This window comes from Modestobacter sp. I12A-02662 (assembly GCF_041028325.1).
Taxonomy (GTDB): Bacteria; Actinomycetota; Actinomycetes; order Mycobacteriales; family Geodermatophilaceae; genus Modestobacter.
The window spans coordinates 13,847-34,806 of record NZ_JABGDE010000015.1 but is presented as its reverse complement, the minus strand read 5'-3'; the positions used below and the strand labels follow the sequence as shown (position 1 = coordinate 34,806).

General features: G+C 75.9%; 21 protein-coding genes and 1 tRNA gene. 11 read left to right on the top strand and 11 right to left on the bottom strand.

All coding sequences use genetic code 11. From position 1 onward, the window contains the following. Nucleotides 1–7 precede the first annotated feature (7 nt). From HL189_RS20185 to HL189_RS20170, 4 genes are read right to left on the bottom strand one after another with little or no spacing between them, the layout of a single operon-like run. Nucleotides 8–658 (bottom strand): three-helix bundle dimerization domain-containing protein, encoded by a 651-nt coding sequence (locus HL189_RS20185; RefSeq protein WP_369135519.1) that lies wholly within the window; start codon nt 656–658, stop codon nt 8–10. Between the two features lie 27 nt (nt 659–685). Next, complete coding sequence (locus HL189_RS20180) at nt 686–1,393, bottom strand: head GIN domain-containing protein (RefSeq protein WP_369135518.1); 708 nt, start codon at nt 1,391–1,393, stop codon at nt 686–688. A 26-nt stretch (nt 1,394–1,419) separates the two neighbouring features. After that, complete coding sequence (locus HL189_RS20175; protein ID WP_369135517.1) at nt 1,420–2,334, bottom strand: ketopantoate reductase family protein; 915 nt, start codon at nt 2,332–2,334, stop codon at nt 1,420–1,422. Next, entirely contained in the window at nt 2,331–5,300 is a 2,970-nt protein-coding gene (locus HL189_RS20170; protein ID WP_369135516.1) for a BTAD domain-containing putative transcriptional regulator, read from the bottom strand. Before HL189_RS20170 ends, HL189_RS20175 begins: the two co-directional genes overlap by 4 nt. A 172-nt stretch (nt 5,301–5,472) precedes the next feature. On the opposite strand from HL189_RS20170, the gene HL189_RS20165 reads away from it, so the two are divergent. Both HL189_RS20165 and HL189_RS20160 read left to right on the top strand, forming a co-directional pair. Further along, nucleotides 5,473–6,291 (top strand): alpha/beta fold hydrolase, encoded by an 819-nt coding sequence (locus tag HL189_RS20165; protein WP_369135515.1) that lies wholly within the window; start codon nt 5,473–5,475, stop codon nt 6,289–6,291. 25 nt (nt 6,292–6,316) lie between these two features. Further along, nucleotides 6,317–7,426, top strand: coding sequence for a class I SAM-dependent methyltransferase (locus tag HL189_RS20160; protein WP_369135514.1), 1,110 nt, complete (start codon nt 6,317–6,319; stop codon nt 7,424–7,426). Between the two features lie 19 nt (nt 7,427–7,445). Here HL189_RS20160 and HL189_RS20155 read toward each other — a convergent pair whose 3' ends face one another. Then, nucleotides 7,446–8,159: a DUF6544 family protein gene (locus tag HL189_RS20155; RefSeq protein WP_369135513.1), complete on the bottom strand. Its 714-nt coding sequence runs from the start codon at nt 8,157–8,159 to the stop codon at nt 7,446–7,448. 53 nt (nt 8,160–8,212) lie between these two features. Next, nucleotides 8,213–9,139, bottom strand: a complete 927-nt coding sequence (locus tag HL189_RS20150; protein ID WP_369135512.1) for an alpha/beta fold hydrolase — start codon at nt 9,137–9,139, stop codon at nt 8,213–8,215. A gap of 130 nt (nt 9,140–9,269) precedes the next feature. Between HL189_RS20150 and HL189_RS20145 the strand changes: the two genes are divergently transcribed. Together HL189_RS20145 and HL189_RS20140 are read left to right on the top strand one after the other, a co-directional pair. Next, the gene (locus HL189_RS20145; protein ID WP_369135511.1) at nt 9,270–10,184 is read left to right on the top strand and encodes an RNA polymerase sigma-70 factor; all 915 of its coding nucleotides are present in this window, start codon (nt 9,270–9,272) and stop codon (nt 10,182–10,184) included. Between the two features lie 17 nt (nt 10,185–10,201). Next, a complete protein-coding gene (locus HL189_RS20140) occupies nt 10,202–10,954 on the top strand; it encodes an SDR family oxidoreductase (protein ID WP_369135510.1) in 753 nt (250 codons plus the stop codon). 10 nt (nt 10,955–10,964) lie between these two features. Here the strand turns inward: HL189_RS20140 and HL189_RS20135 are convergent, their stop codons facing one another. Continuing rightward, nucleotides 10,965–11,522 carry a DUF4389 domain-containing protein gene (locus HL189_RS20135; RefSeq protein ID WP_369135509.1) on the bottom strand — a complete coding sequence of 186 codons (558 nt, stop codon included), beginning with the start codon at nt 11,520–11,522 and terminating at the stop codon, nt 10,965–10,967. Between the two features lie 68 nt (nt 11,523–11,590). Between HL189_RS20135 and HL189_RS20130 the strand changes: the two genes are divergently transcribed. The 6 genes from HL189_RS20130 to HL189_RS20105 all read left to right on the top strand — a co-directional run bounded on the left by HL189_RS20130 (nt 11,591) and on the right by HL189_RS20105 (nt 15,789). Continuing rightward, the gene (locus tag HL189_RS20130; RefSeq protein WP_369135508.1) at nt 11,591–11,992 is read left to right on the top strand and encodes a TetR-like C-terminal domain-containing protein; all 402 of its coding nucleotides are present in this window, start codon (nt 11,591–11,593) and stop codon (nt 11,990–11,992) included. 59 nt (nt 11,993–12,051) lie between these two features. Next, nucleotides 12,052–12,128, top strand: a tRNA-Met gene (locus HL189_RS20125). 91 nt (nt 12,129–12,219) lie between these two features. Beyond that, a complete protein-coding gene (galT, locus tag HL189_RS20120; protein WP_369135507.1) occupies nt 12,220–13,377 on the top strand; it encodes a galactose-1-phosphate uridylyltransferase in 1,158 nt (385 codons plus the stop codon). Then, complete coding sequence (gene galK / locus HL189_RS20115; RefSeq protein ID WP_369135506.1) at nt 13,374–14,537, top strand: galactokinase; 1,164 nt, start codon at nt 13,374–13,376, stop codon at nt 14,535–14,537. Before galT ends, galK begins: the two co-directional genes overlap by 4 nt. A 44-nt stretch (nt 14,538–14,581) precedes the next feature. After that, nucleotides 14,582–14,869 carry a GNAT family N-acetyltransferase gene (locus HL189_RS20110; RefSeq protein WP_369135505.1) on the top strand — a complete coding sequence of 96 codons (288 nt, stop codon included), beginning with the start codon at nt 14,582–14,584 and terminating at the stop codon, nt 14,867–14,869. Nucleotides 14,870–14,913: 44 nt separating this feature from the next. After that, complete coding sequence (locus HL189_RS20105) at nt 14,914–15,789, top strand: polysaccharide pyruvyl transferase family protein (protein ID WP_369135504.1); 876 nt, start codon at nt 14,914–14,916, stop codon at nt 15,787–15,789. Between the two features lie 18 nt (nt 15,790–15,807). Here HL189_RS20105 and HL189_RS20100 read toward each other — a convergent pair whose 3' ends face one another. Continuing rightward, nucleotides 15,808–16,494 carry a DNA alkylation repair protein gene (locus HL189_RS20100; RefSeq protein ID WP_369135503.1) on the bottom strand — a complete coding sequence of 229 codons (687 nt, stop codon included), beginning with the start codon at nt 16,492–16,494 and terminating at the stop codon, nt 15,808–15,810. Between the two features lie 123 nt (nt 16,495–16,617). Beyond that, nucleotides 16,618–17,481 (bottom strand): glycosyltransferase family 2 protein, encoded by an 864-nt coding sequence (locus HL189_RS20095; RefSeq protein ID WP_369135502.1) that lies wholly within the window; start codon nt 17,479–17,481, stop codon nt 16,618–16,620. Between the two features lie 61 nt (nt 17,482–17,542). On the opposite strand from HL189_RS20095, the gene map reads away from it, so the two are divergent. Next, a complete protein-coding gene (gene map / locus HL189_RS20090; RefSeq protein ID WP_369135501.1) occupies nt 17,543–18,316 on the top strand; it encodes a type I methionyl aminopeptidase in 774 nt (257 codons plus the stop codon). 75 nt (nt 18,317–18,391) lie between these two features. Here the strand turns inward: map and HL189_RS20085 are convergent, their stop codons facing one another. Together HL189_RS20085 and HL189_RS20080 are read right to left on the bottom strand one after the other, a co-directional pair. Next, nucleotides 18,392–19,537 (bottom strand): cystathionine gamma-synthase, encoded by a 1,146-nt coding sequence (locus HL189_RS20085; RefSeq protein ID WP_369135500.1) that lies wholly within the window; start codon nt 19,535–19,537, stop codon nt 18,392–18,394. After that, the gene (locus HL189_RS20080) at nt 19,534–20,928 is read right to left on the bottom strand and encodes a cystathionine beta-synthase (protein ID WP_369135499.1); all 1,395 of its coding nucleotides are present in this window, start codon (nt 20,926–20,928) and stop codon (nt 19,534–19,536) included. Before HL189_RS20080 ends, HL189_RS20085 begins: the two co-directional genes overlap by 4 nt. Between the last annotated feature and the right edge of the window lie 32 nt (nt 20,929–20,960).

Genomic DNA, 20,960 nt, shown 5'->3' with positions numbered 1-20,960 from the left:
GCCGGGCTCAGGCGGTGAGTTCGTCCAGCAGGACGCGGACTCGGCGATCGAGTTCGTCGCGCAGCTCCCGGACCTCCTCCAGGGGCCGGCCCGCCGGGTCCGGCAGGTCCCAGTCCACGTAGCGGGCACCGGGGATGTCCGGGCGGGCGTCCGCCGCCCCGATGTTCACCACGACGTCCGCCCGGCGGATCAGCGCGTCCGAGGGCGGCTCGGGGTAGGGCTCGGCGAGCGGGACCCCCAGCTCGGCGAGTGCCTGGACCGCGACCGGGTTGAGCCGCCCGGTCGGCTCGATGCCGGTCGAGCGGACGTCGACCCGGCCCTTGGCGTGGTGGTCCAGCAGGGCGGCGGCGAGCTGGGACCGGCCCTCGTTGTGCCGGCAGACGAAGACCACCTTGGGCACCGGGCGCGCGGACTCGTGGCGCTGCCGGGCCAGGTCCACCAGCCGGTCCTCCGCGCGGTGACGGGCGAGCACCGGGAGGAACGCGGTGATCCGTGCCTTCCTGGCCAGTTCCTCGTAGGACGAGCGGACGACGTCCTCGACCTCGTCGCGGGTGAGCACGCCGCGGTGCAGGCCGGCCAGGTCGTCGGTGAGCCGGACCACGACCTCGTCCGCCAGCTGGTCCTCGCCCCGCGGATCAGGCGTGTCGATGGCCCTCATGGACCGATGATGCCCGGAGGACGCAACTCAGCTCGGGACGACCTGGCCGGACCCCTGGACGGTGCTGGTGACCTGGGCCCCGCCGGTGTACTCGATGTCCCCGCTGCCGTTGACGACGGCGGTGAGCTCCCCGGTGACCCGGACGTCGGCGTCGCCGGAACCGCTCACGGTGACGGTGGCCTGCCGGCTGTCCAGCGAGGAGCCGTCGTAGTCCCCGGACCCCTCGACCAGCACGTCCTGGACCGCGGCGGTGCCCTCGGTCTCCACGTTGCCCGAGCCGGCCAGCGCCACCTGCAGGTCCTGGACGGCCACGCCGCTCACCTCGACGTCCCCGGAGCCGTTGACCGCGAGCGAGAGCGCGTCGGTCGGCACCGACGCGACCTCCGCGTCACCGGATCCGTCCACGACGAGGCCGTCCAGCCGGGGGAGGGTCAGGGAGTAGTGGACGTCCCCCAGCTCGAGGACCCGGCCGTCGATCCCCAGCACGAGGACCCCGTCCACGACGTCGCTGGTGAGCCGGTCGATCACCTCGCTCCCGGCGGTCACGGTGAGCTGCGGACGGTCGCCGGCCCCGACGGACAGGTCCCCGCTCGTCTCCAGCCGGACGCTGGTGACGTCGGCGACGGGGCGGTCCTGGGTGGTGTCCGGGCCGGGATCGGCGAACACCGAGCAGCCGGTGGCTGCGGTCAGGACGAGGACGGCGGCGGGCAGCGTTGCGGTCCGGTGCTCGGGCACGGGCGCTCCAGGTGGGCTCGGTCGGCTCAGGTGGCATCCCGGGGGAGTGCGGAGCGGCTGCGGTCGGTGAGCAGGTCGACGTAGCGGGAGGTGACCGGCACGGGGATCCCGTGCCGGGCGGCCGTGCGCACGACCGCGCCCGCGACGGCGTCCAGCTCGAGAGGGCGGCCGGCCTCGGCGTCGCGCTGCATCGACGACTGCATGCCGGCCGGGATGCCGTCGAAGAAGGCCACGACGGCCGCCGCGTCGACCGCCGCGCCCTCGGCCCGGGCGACCGCGGCGGCCTCGCCGACCAGCGCGACGAGGTCGTCGCGCCGTCGTTCCCGGACCTCGCCGGCCGGGGCGCCCGCGGCCGTGGTGAGCAGGGCCAACGCGGCCAGGAAGGTCAGCTTGCTCCACATCACCGTGGCCGGGTCGTCACTGACCTGCGCGCTGACCCCGGCGTCGGTGAGGTCGTCGGCGAAGCGCCGGACGGCGTCGGCCGACCGGCCGGTCGCGGCCATCTCCACCCGCACGAACGGGCTGTCGTGCCGGATGACGCCGGGCGCCGTGCGGGTGGACTCGCAGCGGATCGTGGCCGGGACTACGCCGGCGCCGGGGTAGCGGCGCTGCAGCAGGTCGACGTGCTCGACCCCGTTGAGCAACGGCACCACCAGGGCACCGCCGACCGCGTCGGCCGGGAGGCGCTCCAGCGCGTCGGCGAGCTGCGTGGCCTTGACCGCGATCAGGCAGACGTCGACGCCGTCGTCGAGCCGCTCGGCGGCCCGCACCCGGACGGCGAACGTGCCGAACTGCCGGCTCTCGACACGGAGCCCGTCGCGGGCCAGGACGTCGACGGTGGCCGGGCCGGCCAGGCAGGTGACGTCCTGCCCGCGGCGCGCCAGCAGCCCGGCGAGCAGCCCGCCCACCCCGCCGGGACCGAGCACCGCGATGCCGCTCATGCGCCCTCCCGTCGCGTCACGCCGGGCACACGCTCCTCGGTCCGGGGTGGCGGGGCAAGGGTCCCCGCGGTCGGGATGAGCTGCCGGGCGACCGCGAGTGCCTCCTGCAGGGGCATCCGCGCCCCCTCGACCGACGCCGCGTCCGTGGCCTCGTCCCCCAGCCGGCGGCGGACGGCGGTGAGCGCCTGCTCGAGCCGCTGCCGGTCCCGGACGAAGGCGGGCTGGTGCTGCTGGTTGGACCGCACGGCCCCGGCCAGCAGTGCGGCGTCCCGGTCCGCACCGAGCTCCCCGAGGAGCACCGCCAGGCTGAGCAGGACCCACCACTGGGAGGCGGTGTTGCCGAGGTCCTGCCACTGGTCGAGCAGACGGCCCAGCTCCCGCAGCGCGACCGGAGGGGAGTCCTGCTCGCCGAGGAGGGGCGCAGCGGAGCTGCGGGCCAGCATGACCAGCAGCCGGTTGTCCACCCGGGACGCGTGCTCGACCGCTGCCGTGTAGCTCGCCAGCGCGCCGGCCGGGTCGGAGTGGACCAGCGCCTCGCCCAGGACGTAGTGCCACCACGCGAGGGCGCTCGGGTTGCCGCTCGCGCGGACGGCGGCCCGCAGGTCGGCGGCGCGGGCGGCGGCCTCGGCGGCGCCCCCGTCGTAGGTCATGACCTGGCACACCGACAGGTCGATCGTCAGCCCGAGGACGGGCTCGCCCGCCCGCCGGTAGAGGTCCGCGGCCCGGCGGTAGCGCCGGACGGCCTCCTCCGTCTGCCCGGCGAACATCGCCAGTCCGGCCCGCTGGTCCATCACCCGGGCCGCGGTGGGGGAGTCCGGCCCGCCGGCGGCCACCAGGCCCCGGCCGGTCAGCTCCTCGGCGTCGGCCATCCGGCCGACCGCCCACGCGGCGGCGGCCGCGGTGGCCATCGCGTCGGGGAGCCGAGGGTGCTCGACCTCCCACCCGGCCACGGTGAGGCCCCACTCCAGCAGGTCCGCGCGCTGGTGGTAGTACGCGAAGTCGTGCACGTCACCGGCCAGCCGGACGGCGAGCGGCCGGTCGTCCCGCACCGCGTGCGCCCAGGCCGCGTGGAGGTCGGCCGTGAGGACGCCGAGCGCGGCCACCGCCTCGGGCTCGCGAGGTGTCCACAGCAGGGCGCTCCACCCGGCCAGGCGCCCGGCGGTGTCCTCCGCGTGCCGGGCGCGCACCGCGCGTCGCTCGTCGTCGCCGAGGTGCTCGTCGGCGAAGGCGCGCAGGGTCTCCAGCAGCCAGAACCGGCCGTCACCGGCCTGCACCAGCGACTTCTCGGCGAGCCGGGCCAGCAGCGGCGCGACGGCGGGCGTGGTCAGCGGCGGTCCTCCGCACACCGCCTCGGCCCGGTCCAGGGTGAACGAGGACGGGAACACCGCCAGCCGGGTGAACAGGCGCGCCTCGTCGTCGGGGAGCAGGCGGAACGACCAGTCGACGACGGCGCGCACCGAGCGGTGCCGGGCGGCGGCCGTGCGGCGCCCGCCGGAGAGCAGGTCGAGGCCCTGCGCCAGGCGGGCCGCGAACTCGCGCAGCCCGAACGTCGGGGCCCGTGCGGCGCCGAGCTCGATCGCGAGCGGCAGACCGTCGAGCCGGCGGCAGGTGTCCGCGATGACCGCGACGTCGTCGTCGGAGAGCGCGCCGGCCTCCAGCCCGGGTGCCCGGTCGATGAACAGCCGCACGGCCGGCGTGTCCCGGGCCGCGTCGGCGGGCACGGGCAGCGGCGCGAGGACGTGGACGTGCTCGTGCGCCACGTCCAGCCGCTCGCGGCTGGTCACCAGGAGCGCCAGGTCCGGGACCTCGGCCAGCAGGCGTTCCGCCAGCGGAGCGAGGTCGGCCAGCACGGTCTCGGCGTTGTCCAGGCACAGCAGGCCGCAGGCGTCGCGCAAGGCCTCGGCGAGCGCCCCGGGGGCATCAGACCCGCGAGGGAGGTCGACCGCGGTCGCCTCCGCCAGGGAGCCGACCAGCCGCTGCGGCGTCGCCGTCGACAGGTCCGCCCACCACACCGCGGCGTCGGCGCCGGCGCGGCGGTGCGCCGCCTCCACGGCCAGCCGGGTCTTGCCGACCCCGCCCGGTCCGACCAGGGTCACCAGCCGCTGCTCGGCCAGGCAGTCGCCGAGCAGGGCCAGGTCCGCTGCCCGCCCGAGCAGCGGGCCGGGCCGCCAGGGCAGCGCGCGGACGGCTCCGGCCGGCGTTGGCCGGGGCGGCCGGAGGGGTGGTTCGCGGGGCGCCGGCACCGCGCCGCGCAGGATCTGGGTCTGCAGCTCCCGGAGCGACTCGCGCGGGTCCATGCCCAGCTCGTCGGCGAGCAGCTCCCGGTGCCGGCGGTAGACGTCGAGCGCCTCGGCCGCGCGACCGTCGGCGGACAGCGCCCGCATGAGCACCTCGACCGTGCGCGGCCGGTGTGGATGCCCCGCGAGGAGCTGGCGGCCGGCGGCGACGGCCTCGGGGACGGCGCCGCGCGCCAGCTGCAGCGCCGCCCGCTCCTCGAGGGCGGCGATCCGCAGCTCCTCCAGCCGGACGGCCGGCGCCCGCGCGAAGCCCTCGGCGAACTCGCCGTAGGCGGGTCCACGCCACAGCGCCAGCCCGCGGTCCAGCACGGCCGCGGCCGCGTCGGGGTCGGCGGCGGACAGCGCCCCGGCCTCCCGGTACGCCGCCTCGAACACCTCGGCGTCGACCAGCCCGGTGGCGACGGCGAGCTCGTAGCCGGCCGGCCGGGTCCGGACCGCCGTCCCGAGCGGGCCGAGGGCGGTCCGCAGCCGCCGGACCACCTGGTGCAGCGCGTTGCCGGGGACCTGGGGCGGGTCCTCGTCCCAGAGCACCTCGATGAGGCGGTGCGCCGGAACGGTGGTGCGCGGCTGCAGGAGAAGGGCGACGAGGAGCGCGCGCAGCCGGACGCCCGGCAGGAGGATCCGCTCGTCGCCGTCCTCGACCTCGAGCGGACCGAGCACACGGAACATGTCGGCGGCCACCTCGACGGTTGACCGGGGCAGTCTGACACGCCCGCAGGGCCGGCGACAGCACGACGACACCGCGCCGACAGGCGTCCCCCGCAGGCTCCTCGCACCGGTTCCCCGCGTGGCGCCACCGCCACCGGCCGCTGTCCCCTCCCGAGCGCAGAGGAGCACGTCCATGCCCTGGTTCCGCGGTTCCGTCGGACGCATCCACCACACCGCCTGGCATCCCGTGGGCGGGGTGCGCGGCGTCGTCGTCCTCCTGCACGGCTACGGCGAGCACGCCGGGCTGTACGACGCCCTGGGCCGCCGGCTCGCCGCCGACGGCTGGGCCGTGCACGCGATGGACGCCTGCGGCCACGGCCGCAGCGACGGGGAGCGGGCGGTCATCGCCACGTGGGACTCCTACGTCGAGGACGCCCGACGGCTGGCCGCGATCGCGCGGGCCGAGCACCCGGTCGGTCCGCTGGTGCTGGCGGGGCACTCCGGCGGCGGCCTGGCCGCCTACCTGCTCGCCCTCCGGTCGCCGTCGGTCGCCGACGCGCTGGTGCTGTCCGCGCCGCCGCTGCGCCCGCTGGCGTGGATCACGGAGGAGCTGGCCGGCGGGACCCCGGCCGAGCCCGCCGACGTCGATCCCACCGAGGTCTTCAGCCGCCACCCGGACTACGTGCACGCGCTGCTGCACGACCCGCTGACCTGGCACGGCGGGTTCCGGCACGAGACGCTGCGCGCCATCGTGGAGGCCTGGCCGGAGGTGCGGGCCGGCCTGGACGCCGGCCGTCCGGACCTCCCGGTGCTCTTCGTCCACGGCGAGGAGGACCAGGTGGTCCCGCTCGCCGACGGGCGGGCCGACGCGGCGCAGCTGCCGAACGCCTCGATCGTCGCCTTCCCGGGCGACCTGCACGACGTCCTCAACGAGTGCGACCGCGCCCAGGTGCACGACGTGGTCGCCCGCTTCATCGCCGCGACCGCCGCCGTCCCGGCCCGTGCGGCCTGACCCCCACACCCTGAGGAGGAACCCGATGACCACCGTCCAGGACCCCGCCGCCCCGGCTGCTGCCGCACCGACCGCCGACGAGGTGGCCGAGCGCGTGTTCCAGGCCGCGCTCGGCGCCTTCGACACGCTGGCCATCTACCTCGGCGAACGGCTGGGCTGGTACCAGGCGATGGCCGGCGCCGGCCCGCTGTCCCCGGCGGAGCTGGCCGGCCGCACCGGCACCGACGAGCGCTACGCCCGCGAGTGGCTCGAGCAGCAGGCCGCCGGCGGTCTGCTCACCGCCGTCGAGCCGGCCGGACCGGGCGTGCCCCGCCGGTTCGAGCTGCCACCGGGAGCGGCCGAGGTGTTCACCGACCGGTCCAGCCTGGCCTACCTCGCGCCGCTGGCCCGCTTCGTGGCCGCCGCAGCCGGGCAGCTGCCCGCACTGGCGGACGCCTACCGGACCGGCTCCGGGGTGAGCTGGGCGCAGTTCGGCCCGGACGCCCGCACCGGCCAGGCCGACATGAACCGCCCCTGGTACGAGCAGGAGCTGGCCCCGGCGCTGCGTCGCGTGCCGGACCTGCACGAGCTGCTCGACCGGCCGGGCGCCCGGATCGCCGACGTCGGGTGCGGTGAGGGCTGGTCGACGGTCGCCCTCGCCCGGGCGTACCCGCGAGCCGCGCTGCACGGGTACGACGTCGACGCCCCGTCCACCACCGCCGCGGCAGAGCACGCCGCCGCGGCCGGCCTGGGTGAGCGCGTCGGGTTCGTCACCGGCGACGTCGCCACGCAGCTGCCGGAGGCGTCGGTGGACGCCGTCTTCGCCTTCGAGTGCCTCCACGACCTGCCCCACCCGGTGGACGTGCTGGCGGCGGCGCGGCGGGCCCTGCGGCCCGGAGGAGTGGTCGTCGTGATGGACGAGGCCGCCGAGGAGGAGTTCACCGCGCCGGCCGGCGACGTCGAGCGGCTGCTCTACGGGTTCAGCACGCTGGTCTGCCTGCCCGACGCCCGGTCGCACCAGCCGTCGGCGGCGACCGGGACGGTGATCCGGTCGTCCACCGTGCGTGACCTCGCGCAGCGAGCCGGGTTCGCGGCGGTCGACGTCCTGCCGATCGAGGGGTTCGGCTTCTGGCGCTTCTACCGCCTGCGCTCCTGACCCGGCCGACGGGCCCGGGTCACCGGAACGTCGCGCCGGTGATCCGGGCCCGGAAGAACTCGCCCTCGGCCTGGCGGTCCGTCCCCCACCACCAGCCGGCGCGGAGCACCGAGCCGATGGTCACGCCGGCGGAGGTCCGCTCCGCCTCGAAGGCCACCCCGAAGCGGTGCCGGCCGAACGGCTCGCCGCCGGGATTCCCCCAGCGGTCCATCTCGGCGCCGAGCAGCCGGCCGTCCGGGCCCACGTGCAGCTCGACGCTCTCGTCCCGCCCACCGACGTGCCACGTGGCGACGACCCGGTCCGCGGCGGACCCCGTCGCCCAGGTGGCGGCGCGGAACGCCGTCGGCACCAGGGTCGCCTCCCCGGCCAGGCGCCCCGCGGCGCTGCGCGCGACGTCCGGCCCGGACGCGGACATGACCGGGACCAGCCCGCCGAGGCGCCAGCGCATCTCGCCGGACCCCGAGCTGAGCCGGTCGAAGCCGGTCACGGGGAGCCCGAAGAGGCGCGCGGTGGCGGCCCAGACGAAACCGGCCGGCGGCGCGAGCACCTGGCGCGCGGTGAACGGGCGCCAGGAGCTGAGGCGGATCTCGCCCCGCATGGACAGCTCCACCGCCTGCCACAGCGGCGTGCCGGGTGCGATGGCGTGCGTCAGCCACCGGCGGGCGGGCTCGGGCAGGCCGTCGAGCACCGCGGGGTCGAACGCCTCCGGCCGCTCGGTGCGGCTGCTCAGCACGTGCCACTCCCGTGCCACGCGGCGTGCCGCACGGGGCACCGTCCCAGAGCCCGTCACCCGCCCGACCGTCGCTCCCCGAGGTCGGAGATGAAGTCGAGGACCAGGGCGTTGACGAACGGCGCGTCGTCCTCGTGCACCAGATGAGAGGCGTCCGGCACGCGTACCTGCCGAGCCTGCCGGACCAGGGATGGCAGCCAGTCGCTGAGTGCAGTGACCACCGCGGGGCTCCGGCCGCCGGAGACCAGCAGGGTGGGAGCGTCGATGGCCTGCACGTCCGCCTCGGAGAGAGGCGGGAAGCCGGCCCGGAGCTCCGCCCGCAGCAGGGACGCGTTGTCGCGCATCTGCTGCTCGCGCTCGGGTGTCAGCCGGGCGACGGCATCCCGGCCGAGGACGCCGCGGGCGAAGACCCGCCAGGCGTGCTCCTCGTCGCCTCGCCGGTGGGCCCAGGCCATCGGGGCGAACGTCCGCACCCCGACGACCAGGGCCGCCAGGGTCGCGCGTGGCCGGCGGACCAGGCTGGAGACCAGCGTGCCGGGACGAGGGCGTGGGCCCGCGCCGAGCACCAGCGGCAGCAGTGGCGGCTCCTCGAGCACCAGGCTGCGGACGACCTCCGGGTGCCGGACCGCGGTGAGCAGGCAGATCAAGCCACCCCACGAGTTGCCGACCAGGTGCGCCGGTGAGGCGTCCAGGACGTGGAGCAGGGCCACGAGGTCGTCGACGTGCGGCGACATCGGGTCGGCAGCCCCCGGGGTGATGTCGTCGTTGGGCCAGGCGTAGCGGCGGCTGTAGGCGATCGCCCGCGCCCGGGTGCCGATCGGCTCCAGCTGTCCTGCCCAGGTGCGCAGGTCGCTGACGCCACCGTGCACGAAGACCACCGCGTCGCCCGACCCCACCTCCCGGTAGGCCAGTGACACGTCGTTGACCGTGATCCGCCGCAGGGCGTCGGCCCCCGCGCCGCCCCGCACCCCGATGCGTGCCATACCCACCCCCGTCATGTCGGCGGCCCAGCCCACTCTTCTCGGCCCGGGTCCCCCACACAACGCGGACGCCGCTCGTGACACGGCTCCCGGGTTCGCCGACGTGCGCCCGGCCGCTGCCAGGATGGCGCGCGTGACGACGGCGCTCGACGAGTTCCAGGGACAGCGCCGGCGGCTGTTCGGCATCGCCTACCGGATGCTCGGCTCGGCCACCGACGCCGAGGACGTGCTGCAGGACGCCTGGCTGCGCTGGCAGGGCGTCGACCGGGCCCGGGTGGCGGACCCGGCGGCGTTCCTGGCCCGCACCGTCACCAACCTGTGCCTCACCGCGCTGACCTCGGCCCGCGCGCGCCGGGAGGTGTACGTCGGGCCCTGGCTCCCCGAGCCGGTGCTCACCGGGCGCGACGCCGAGCCCGAGCTCGGTCCGCTCGAGGACGCCGTGCAGCGGGAGGCCGTCTCCTTCGCGCTGCTGGCGCTCCTGGAGCGGCTGCCCCCGGCGGAGCGGGCCGCCTACGTGCTGCGCGAGGCCTTCGCGTACAGCCCGCGGGAGGTGGCCGACCTGATCGGCACGAGCGAGGCCAACGCCCGGCAGTTGCACGCCCGGGCCAGGCGGCACGTCGCGGTGGCCGAGTCCCGGGAGGTGGACGTCGCTCACTGGCAGGACCTCATCGCCCGGTTCCTGGTCGCCGCCCGGGACGGGAACCTCGCCGGGCTGGAGGCCCTGCTGGCCGCCGACGTGGTGGCGCGCGCCGACGGCGGTGGCGTGGTGCACGCGGCGCGCCGCCCGGTGCGGGGACGCAACGACGTTGCCCGCTACGTCATCGGGCTCGTCCACCGCTTCCAGCAGGGGCTGCTCCCGGCCCTCGTCGAGGTCAACGGCGCTCCGGCGGTGGCCTTCACCGACGCGGGCGACCTGCGCGCCGTCCTGGTGCTGCAGACCGACGGCGAGCGGTTGGCCGGGCTGGACCTGGTCGTGAACCCGGAGAAGCTGACCTACGTCCAGGGCCAGCTGTCACGGATCGGCGGGCTGTCCGGTCTGAGCGGGTGAGGAAGGGAGAACCACCCATGACGACCACCATGGTCACCGGGGCGACCGGCGCACTCGGCGTCCCCACCGTCCAGCGGCTGCGTGCCGCCGGTCACGACGTCCGCGCCCTCAGCCGGCGCAGCGGCCCTGGCCTGACTACGGGGGACCTGCTCACCGGCGCCGGTCTCCCCGAGGCAGTGGCCGGCGCGGACACGGTGCTGCACCTGGCCACCGGGCCCCGGGGCAAGGGCGACGTCGAGGCGACCCGCAGGCTGCTCGACGCCGCCACCGCCGCCGGGGTGCGGCACCTGGTGCTCATCTCGATCGTCGGGATCGACGACATCCCGCTGGCCTACTACCGGGACAAGGTGGTGATCGAGCGGCTCGTCCGGGAGTCCGGCCTGCCCTCCACGGTCCTGCGGGCCACCCAGTTCCACTCCTTCGTCGAGGCGATGTTCACCGCGCAGCGCCGCTCGCCGGTCGTCGTCGCGCCGGCGATCCGCCTGCAGCCGATCGCCGTCGAGGAGGTCGCCGACCGGCTGGCCGAGCTCGCCGGCGCGGCCCCGGCCGGGCGGGTGGCCGACATCGGCGGCCCGGAGCAGCACGGCCTCCCGGAGCTGGCCCGGATGTGGGCGCGGGCCACCGGCACCCGTCGGCCGGTGCTGCCGCTGGCCCTGCCGGGGAAGCTGTTCGCGGCCTACCGATCGGGTGCGGCCCTGGTCCCGGGGGCGCCGTACGGACGGCAGAGCTTCACCGCCCACCTGGCCACCCGTCCGGCAGCCCTCCGGTGAGACCGCCGGGTCAGGCCTGCGAGCCGGCGGCGACGTCGTCGGTGCGGGTGCCGTAGGGGCTCGCGGCCGCTCCACCGGGCGCCGCGGGCGGCGGACCGGTCGGGACGGCCCCCGGGTCGGCGCCGCCCATGTCCAGGCGGAACGGCGGGTAACGGTCGGTCATCAGGGCGGCGTACGCGGTCACCCGCAGCGCCCAGCGGTTCACGCCCACGACCAGGTCGTACAGCGGGCGGGGGTAGCGGCCGGTGAACAGCACGCCGACCGCGGCGATGAGCACCAGGAGCGTGAGCAGGCCCAGTCCGCTGCTCCACTCGGTCTCCGTCCCGTCGGGGGAGCTCGCCTGGCTGCCCGCGTAGATCCCGCCGCCGACGAGGATCGACAGCACCAAGTAGTGCGGGATGGCCAGCAGCCACCACTTCACCAGCACCAGCCCGCGCGAGAGCCGCTCCGGGTGGGGCACGTCGAGGCGCGCCGGGTAGTCCGGCAGGTCCGCCAGCGTGAAGGGCGGGTAGCGGTCGGTGCCCAGGGCCGAGTAGCCGTAGTGGTGCACCCGCCAGGTCCAGCGCACGCAGCGGCGTCGCCAAGACCACCGTCCTGCGCCGGTGGCCGTCGAAGGCCGCGGTCGCCGCGGCCGGCGTGGAGCTGCTCGCGCTGCAGAGCGTCGACGTCCCCGACTCGGGCAGCCTGCGGGATGACCTGCACGCGCTGCTGCACAACGCCGTGGAGACCTTCGCCCGCGGTCGCGGCCAGTTCGTGCCGCGCCTGATGCGCGAGGCCGGGCACCACCCGGAGATCACCGACCTGCTCGCCACCGTGCTCCACACCCGCCGCCAGGCGTACCGGCGCGTCCTGGCGTTGGCCGTCGCGCGGGGGGAGCTGGCGCCCCAGGTCGACCAGGAGCTGCTCATCGACCTGCTGATCGGGCCGATCTGGACGCGCCTGCTGATCACCCGGGACCCGGTCACCCGCGAGTACGTCGACGCCGTCGTCGACGCCGTGCTCACCGCCTTCTCCGTGCGCCCGGCGACGGCGGGATGACCGGGCTCCCCACCCCCTGCGCGGCGTCCTGCCGGCCTGGGGTAACCTGATCCCACCGACGCGGGGTGGAGCAGCTCGGTAGCTCGCTGGGCTCATAACCCAGAGGTCACAGGTTCAAATCCTGTCCCCGCTACCAACCGGAGGGCCCGGTCGCCGCACGCGGTGACCGGGCCCTCCGTCTGTCTGCCTGCCGCTGCGCCAGCGGTGGACCGGAACAGGAGGAACGGATGGGACCGGGACCCTCGACCGCGACGTCAGCGGAGCCCGCGCCGCACCACTGGCCCGGGCAGGTCACCCAGCGGGCCATGGCCGACGGCCGGCCGATCCACTACTTCGACGACGAGGCGACGCCGGAGCCGGTGCACGACGCCGTCGACACCCGCCCGCTGCCCGAGCCGCCACGCGCCGGCGAGGTCCGCTTCGACGTGCTGACCGGCGAGTGGGTCACCATCGCCGGTCACCGGATGAACCGGACGTTCCTGCCCAGCGCGGCGGACTGCCCGCTGTGCCCGACGCGTGACCCCGCCCGGCCCAGCGAGGTCCCCGACCGCGACTACGACGTCGCCGTCTTCGCCAACCGCTTCCCGAGCTTGGCGCCGCTCACCGTGGACCCGGGCGCACCACACCCGCCGGTCCTGGGCCCGGCCGACGGGACCGCCTACGGGCACTGCGACGTCGTCGTCTTCTCCAGCGACCACGCGGCGTCGGTGGTGGAGCTGCCGGCCGCCCGGATGCGCACGATCGTGGAGGCGTGGGCGCAGCGCACCGAGGCCCACTCGGCCGACCCGCGGATCGCCGAGGTCTTCGTCTTCGAGAACCGGGGCGAGGAGATCGGGGTGACGCTCAGCCATCCGCACGGGCAGGTCTACGCCTACCCGTTCGTCCCGCCCCGGACGGCGCAGTTCCTCGAGCAGGCCCGCCGGCACCGGCAGGCGACCGGCAACAACCTGCTGCGGGACGTGCTCGACGCCGAGCGGTCCGAGGGCACCCGGGTGGTGCTCCGCGGCGAGCACTTCACCGCCTACGTGCCCCGGGCCGCGCGCTGGCCGGTCGAGGTGCACCTCGCGCCGCACCGCGACGTGCCCGACCTCGCCGCCCTGCACGACCCGGAGCGGGCCGAGCTCGCCGGGCTGTACCAGGAGCTGCTGCGCCGGGTCGACCGCTTCCACCCCGGGGTCGACCAGGTGCCCTACATCGCCGGCTGGCACCAGGCGCCGACGGGGGAGGCGCGGGAGCTCGGCCGGCTGCACCTGCAGCTGTTCTCGCTGCTGCGCGCGCCGGGCAAGCTGAAGTACCTGGCCGGCTCGGAGTCGGGCATGGGCGCGTGGATCAACGACACGACGCCGGAGCGGATCGCGGACCGGCTGCGCGAGGTCGGTTCGTGAGCAGTGCGGAGGAGCAGGCGGAGCTCGCGGTCGCCGAGCTGCGCTCGGCCTGGGGCGTGCAGCCGGACGGCGTCTGGGCTGCTCCCGGCCGGGTGAACCTGATCGGCGAGCACGTCGACTACAACGGCGGCCGCTGCCTGCCCCTGGCGCTGACCCGGGTGACCGCCGCGGCGGCGCGCCGCCGGGACGACGACCGGGTGCGGCTGGCCAGCACCGACCCTTCCGCCGCGCCGTTCGAGGGCACCCTGGCGGACCTGGGCCCGGGCGCGGTCTCCGGCTGGGCCGCCTACGCCGCCGGCACCCTGTGGGCGGTGCAGCAGGCGGGCGTGGACGTGCCGGGCATGGACCTCGCCGTCAGCAGCGACGTCCCGCTGGGCGCGGGGCTGTCCAGCTCCGCGTCGCTGGAGGCGGCCGTGGCGATCGCCGCGGCCGAGCTGGCCGGCCGGGACGACGACGAGGCGCTGCGGCACCTGCTCATCCGGGCCGCGATCCGGGCGGAGAACGAGGTCGTCGGCGCCGGCACCGGCGGGATGGACCAGACCGTCGCCCTGCTCGCCGAGGAGGGCTCGGCGCTGCTCATCCACACCCGGGACCTCCGCACCGAGCCGGTGCACCTGGGCCTCGCCGAGGCCGGCCTGGAGCTCATGGTCATCGACACCCGGGTGTCGCACACCCTCGCCGACGGCCAGTACGCCGAGCGCCGCGCCGACTGCGACGAGGCCGCCCGGCAGCTGGGGCTGGAGTGGCTCAGCGACGCGGGCCCGGCCGACGTCGAGCGGCTGGCCGACCCGCGCCTGCGGGCCCGGGCCCGGCACGTGGTCTCCGAGAACCAGCGGGTCGACACGGTGGTCGAGCTGGTGCGGGCCGGGCGCGTGGCCGAGATCGGCCCGCTGCTGGACGCCTCGCACGCCTCGCTGCGGAACGACTACGAGGTCTCGGCGGTGGAGCTCGACGTGGTCGTCGCCGCGGCCCGGGAGGCCGGTGCGCTGGGCGCCCGCATGGTCGGCGGCGGCTTCGGCGGCTCCGCGATCGCGCTGATCCGGCCCGGGGACGCCGAGGCGGTGGGCGACGCGGTCCTCGCCGCCTGCCGGCAGCGGGGCCTGGCGGAGCCGGTCACCCTGACGGTCACCTCCGGCCCGGCCGCCCGCCGGATCTGCTGAGCACCGCGGGGAACACCCCGGCCGGGCAGCGGGTTCGGGACGGCATGGAGCCGACCGTCACCGACGCACCGCAGGACAGCCGCTACGAGATCCGGGACGGCGACCGGCTGCTCGGGATCGCGGCCTACGAGCTGCGGGGGAGCCAGGTCGTGTTCACGCACACCGAGGTCGACGACGACGAGGAGCACTCGGGGCTGGGCAGCCGCCTGGTCCGGGCCGCGCTGGACGACGTGCGCGGCAAGGGCGGGACCGTCGTCCCGCACTGCTCGTTCGTCCGCGGCTGGATCGAGCGGCACCCCGAGTACCGGGACCTGGTCGCGACCGAGCAGTGAACCCGGTGCCCGGGTGCCGCCCGGCCGCCTGACAGGGTGGGCGCATGCGTTTCCTGGTCGCCGGGTGGTTCAGCTTCGACGAGGTGGTCGCCACCATCGGCGACGAGCTGGGGGCCGACGTGGTCACCGGCTGGCTCGACGAGCTGGGCCTCGAGCACGACGTCGCCTGGGCGCCCTACCTGCAGCGCGGCCCGCACTGGCGCGACGTGGACCCCACGCAGTACACCCACCTGCTGTTCGTCAGCGGCCCGCTGATGGACATGCCGTTGATGCGTGAGCTGACCGCGGCGTTCGAGCACGCGCAGCGGTGGGCGGTCAACGTCTCCGTGGTGCCCGACGACGCCCGGCCGCTGTTCCACCGCGTCTGGGAGCGCGACGCCCCGGGCGGCGTCGCGCGGCCGGACCTGGCGATCGGCACGTCGACGCCCGACGTCCCGGTCGTGGCGGTGGCGTTCGCGCCGCCGCAGGAGGAGTACGGCGCGCGCAGCCAGGCCGACCAGGTGCGCGCGGCCATCGAGGGCTGGCTGCGCGCGCGGGCCCTGCCGTGGTTCGAGCTGGACATGGACCTGTACGACAAGCCGTACGAGCGCTTCCCCTCGCAGGTCGAGGCGCTGATCCGGCGGGCGGACGTGGTGGTCACCATGCGGCTGCACGGGATGGTGCTGGCCCTCGCGCACGGGGTGCCGGTGGTGGCCTGTGACGGGGTCGCCGGCGGCGCGAAGGTCAGCGCGCAGGCGGCCGCGCTGGGATGGCCCGTCGTGCTCCGTGCCGGTGAGGTGGACGCGACGACGCTGGACGCGGCCCTGGAGCACGCGCTGTCCGGCACGCTCGGCGACGAGATCGCCGAGGCCCGGCGGCGCGGCGCGGCGGGCAACGCGCACGCCCGCGCGTGGCTCACCGAGCAGCTCGCGGAGGGCTGACCCGCACCGGCCTGCTCGCTACTGCTCGTGCCGTCGGCGCACCATCTCGGCGATCCAGACGGGCGCGAACGGCGACGTGCAGTTCGGGGGAGTCGGGTGGTCCCTGAGCACCTGCAGGCGCTCACCGATGTCGATGGCCCGGGCGCGGTGCTCGGCGTGCTCGATCCCGATCTGGGCCAGGCAGTGGTTCATCGCCCACTGCAGGCGGTCCGGGGCGTCCCGCATCTCCGCCTCGATGACGTCGAGCAGCCCGGGGAGGTCGAGGCCGTCGGGCTGCTTCGCCACGCGTTCGGTGGTCAGCGCCCAGCCGGCGCTCGCCACCACGGGATCGGGATCGGCCGACCAGGCGGTGCGCAGCTCCTCGGCGTGCGGGCTCTTCCTGACCACGTAGTTCACGAGCCAGTCGTGCACCTTGGGAGTGCGGGACTCGCGCACCATCACGTCCAGCTCGTCCCGCTCGAACGCCTTCGGGCGGCAGATCAGGAGCGCCAGCAGCCTCGCCGCGGTGTCACCGGTCTCCCACAGCCGGCGCGCGAGGTCCTGCTGGGTCTTCAGCCGCTTCGCGACCGCGCGCAGCTTGCCGAGGTTGACCCCGTGGTCGTCGCCGTGCCGCTCGTTCACCTCGCGGGCCCGCGGGTCCTCGAGCGCGGCCAGCTCGGCCACCACCTCGGCCACCGTCGTCCCGGCCGCCGTCGTCGCAGCCACCCCGGCCTCCTGTCGCTGTCCCGTGGGATGCAGCAGGCAGTCTCCCGCACGCTCGTGCTCTGAGTGCGGACGGCACTCAGAGCACGAGCGTGCGGGGAGACATGTCCGCCCCGCGTCCGATGGTCAGCCCAGCGGGCGCTGGGCGGTGGCGAACCGGCGCTCCAGGTCGGCGGGGACCGGCCGGCGCTCGCGCAGCGCTCGGGGGAGGAGCCTGAGCACGCCGAGCAGGGCCCGGCGGGCGGCCGGGTCGAGGCGAGCCCGACGGGCCAGCCGGACGGTCGCGGCCAGGGCCACCGGCAGCGGCCGGCGGAGCCAGTCGACGAGCACGTCGTTGCGGGTCTGCACCGCCCAGCGCTGCGGCGTGGGCCGGTCCGGGCCGGCCGGGTCGTGCCAGGCGACGACGTCCTCGCAGAACACCAGCTGCCAGCCCGCCGCGGCCAGGTCGAGGGCCAGCAGGTGCTCCTCGCCGCCGAAGAACAGCAGCCGGGAGAACCCGCCGACGGCGAGGTAGGCGTCCCGCCGGACGACGGCGGCGAACGCCGGGAAGCTGAGGACGTCGGGGCCCGGCGCGCCGGGGGAGCGGCCCAGCACCGCCGCCCGGTGCTTCCTGGTGACGGCGTCCTCCGACCCGTCGGCGGCCAGCCGCACCCGGCCCACCACGACGGCGACCCGCGGGTGCGCGTCGAGCAGGTCGGCGGCGCGCTCCAGGGCGCCGGGCGCCCACCAGGAGTCGTCGTCGGCGAAGGCGACGTACCGCGTCGACGTGCGGCGCACGCCGTCGGTGCGGGCGACCGCGCCCGCGTTGGCCGGCAGTGCGACGAGCTCGACCCGGGGGTGCCCGGCGCGCACCGCGGCGACGGTGCCGTCGGCGGAGGCGTTGTCGACCACCACCACCGGTGGGCCGTGCGGCTGGTCGAGGCGGGCGAGCGAGCGGAGCAGCGACTCCCGCCGGTCCCGGGTGGCGACGACGACGCTGACGCGGTGCACCCCCGCTGTCTACCGGAGGGGCTCCCGCGGCCGGCGGGGGGCGTCCTGGCAGAGTCGGGGCGTGATCGAGCTGCGCACCCCCGGTGAGCTGGAGGCCATGCGGGCCGCGGGGGCGGTGGTGGCCGACATGCTCGCCGCCGTCCGGGCGGCCGCGGCCCCCGGCGTCCGGCTGACCGAGCTGGACGAGGTGGCCCGCGCCGTCCTCGCCGACGCCGGCGCGACGTCGCCCTTCCTCGGGTACGCCCCGCAGCCGACCACCCCGCCGTTCCCGGGTGTCGTCTGCCTGTCGGTCAACGACGTCGCGCTGCACGGCATCCCCACCCTGGCCGAGCTCGAGGACGGCGACCTGCTCAGCGTCGACGCCGGTGCCACCCTCGACGGCTGGGTGGGGGACTCGGCGACCACCTTCGCGGTCGGTACACCGCGTGCGGAGGACCTGGCGCTGGTCGACACCGCCGAGCGGGCGCTGCAGGCGGGGATCGCGGCGGCGGTGGTGGGCAACCGGGTCGGGGACATCTCGGCGGCGATCGCGGCGGTCGGCCGGGCCGGGGGCTGCGGCATCAACACCGACCAGGGCGGTCACGGCGTGGGCCGGACGATGCACGAGGCGCCGCACGTCCCGAACGAGGGCCGGGCCGGGCGGGGCGTGCCGCTGCGCGCCGGGCTGGTGATCGCCATCGAGCCGTGGTTCCTGGCCGGCGGCAACGACGACTACCGCGTCGACGCCGACGGCTGGACGCTGCGCAGCGCCGACGGCAGCCGCGCGGCGCACGTCGAGCACACGGTCGCGGTCACCGCGGACGGCCCGCGCATCCTCACGAGGCCGCGGAGCTGACGGTCCACCGTTGTGCGCTCATGGCTGTCTCGGGCTCTCCGTGGCAGCAACGAGCGCACAACGGCGACGCCGACGTCAGCTCAGTGCTCGCTCGAGGTCGGCGAGCAGGTCGTCGACGTCCTCGATGCCCACCGACAGCCGCACCAGGTCGCCGGGCACCTCCAGCGGCGAACCGGCGGCGCTCGCGTGGGTCATCCGGTGCGGGTGCTCGATGAGCGACTCCACCCCGCCCAGCGACTCGGCGAGGGTGAACAGCCGGGTCCGCTCGCACACCTCGAGCGCCGCCTCCTCGCCGTTCCGCAGCCGGAACGAGAGCATCCCGCCGAAGCCGGACATCTGCTTCGCCGCGATCTCGTGGTTCCGGTGCTGCGGCAGCCCCGGGTACAGCACTTCGCCCACCGCCGGGTGCTCCAGCAGCCACTCCGCGATCCGGGCGGCGTTGGCGCCGTGCCGGTCCATCCGGACGCCGAGGGTCTTCAGGCTGCGCAGCACCAGCCACGCGTCGAACGGGCCGGCGACCGCACCCATCGCGTTCTGGTGGTAGGCCAGCCGCTCACCGAGCTCGGTGTCGGCGACCACGAGCGCCCCGCCGACCACGTCGGAGTGCCCGCCCAGGTACTTGGTCGTCGAGTGCACGACGACGTCGGCGCCCAGGGTCAGCGGTTGCTGCAGGTAGGGCGAGGCGAAGGTGTTGTCGACGACGAGCAGCGTGCCCGAGGCGTGCGCGATCTCCGCCAGCACCGCGATGTCGGCGACGTTGAGCAGCGGGTTGCTCGGGGTCTCGCACCAGACCACCCGGGTCGTCTCGGGGGCGACGGCGGCGCGGACGGCGTCCAGGTCGTTGAGGTCGACCGGCTGGTGCGTGACGCCCCACGGCTCGAGCACCCGGGAGATCAGCCGGTAGGTGCCGCCGTACGCGTCGCCACCGAGCACGACCGAGTCGCCGGGCCGGCACACGGTGCGCAGCAGGGTGTCCTCGGCGGCGAGCCCGGAGGCGAACGCCATCCCGCGGGTGCCCTGCTCGAGCGCGGCCAGCGCCGTCTGCAGGGTGTCCCGGGTCGGGTTGGCGCTGCGGCTGTACTCGTAGCCACCGCGCAGGCCGCCGACGCCGTCCTGCTTGTACGTGGTCGTCAGGTGCAGCGGCGGGATCACCGCCCCGGTCGCCGGGTCCGGCTCCTGGCCGGCGTGGATGGCGCGGGTGTTGAAACCGGGCTGGGTCATGCGCCGACCGTAGGAGACAGGCCCACGAGGTGCCCGAGCACGTCCTGCCGGGTCACCACCCCGGCCGGCTTGCCGTCCACGTGCACCAGCAGCGCGTCGGCGTCGCCGAGCGCGCTCACCGCGGCGGTCACCGGCTCGCCGGAGCCGATGATCGGCAGCGGCGCGGACATGTGCCGCTCCACCGGGTCCGACAGGTTGGCCCGGCCGGCGAACAGCGCGTCGAGCAGCGTCCGCTCGGCGACCGACCCGACCACCTCGCCGGCGGTCACCGGCGGTTCGGCGCGCACGACCGGCAGCTGGCTCACGCCGTACTCGCGGAGGATGTCGATCGCGTCGCGCACCGTCTCGTTGGGGTGGGTGTGCACCAGCGCGGGGGTCTGCCCGGCCTTGGCGTCGAGCAGCTCACCGACGGTCTCGCCGCCGGCGGCGGTCAGGAAGCCGTAGTCGGCCATCCACTCGTCGTTGAAGATCTTGTTCAGGTAGCCGCGGCCGCCGTCGGGCAGCAGCACCACCAGGACGTCGTCCTTGCTCAGCCGCTCGGCCACCCGCAGCGCCGCCACGACGGCCATCCCGCAGGAGCCGCCGACCAGCATCCCCTCCTCGCGGGCCAGCCGGCGCGTCATCGCGAAGGAGTCGCCGTCGGAGACCGCGACGATCTCGTCGGCGACGGTCCGGTCGTAGGTCGAGGGCCAGAAGTCCTCGCCGACGCCCTCGACCAGGTAGGGCCGTCCGGTGCCGCCGGAGTAGACGGAGCCCTCGGGGTCCGCGCCGACGACACGCACCCGCCCGCCGGAGGCCTCCTTGAGGTAGCGCCCGACCCCGCTGATCGTCCCGCCGGTGCCCGCGCCGGTGACGAAGCAGGTGATCCGCCCGTCGGTCTGCGCCCAGATCTCCGGGCCGGTGGTCTCGTAGTGCGAGCGCGGGTTGGCCGGGTTGGAGTACTGGTCGGGCTTCCAGCCGCCGGGGATCTCCCGGGCCAGCCGGTCGGACACCGAGTAGTACGAGCGGGGATCGGCCGGGTCGACGGCGGTGGGGCAGACGTGCACCTCGGCGCCGTAGGCCTTGAGCACGTTGATCTTCTCCTGGCCCACCTTGTCCGGGCACACGAAGACGCACCGGTACCCGCGCTGCTGGGCCACGATGGCCAGCCCGATGCCGGTGTTGCCGCTGGTCGGCTCGACGATGGTGCCGCCCGGCCGGAGCGCCCCGGAGGCCTCCGCGGCCTCGATCATCCGCAGCGCGATCCGGTCCTTCACCGAGCCGCCGGGGTTGAGGTACTCGACCTTGGCGAGGACCAGCGGCGCGTCGGGTCCCAGGTGCTCGGTGACGCGGCGGAGCCGGACCAGCGGGGTGTCGCCGATCAGGTCGACGACGGACTCGGCGTACTGCACGGGATCTCCCTGGCGGACGGCGGGAGCCGGCG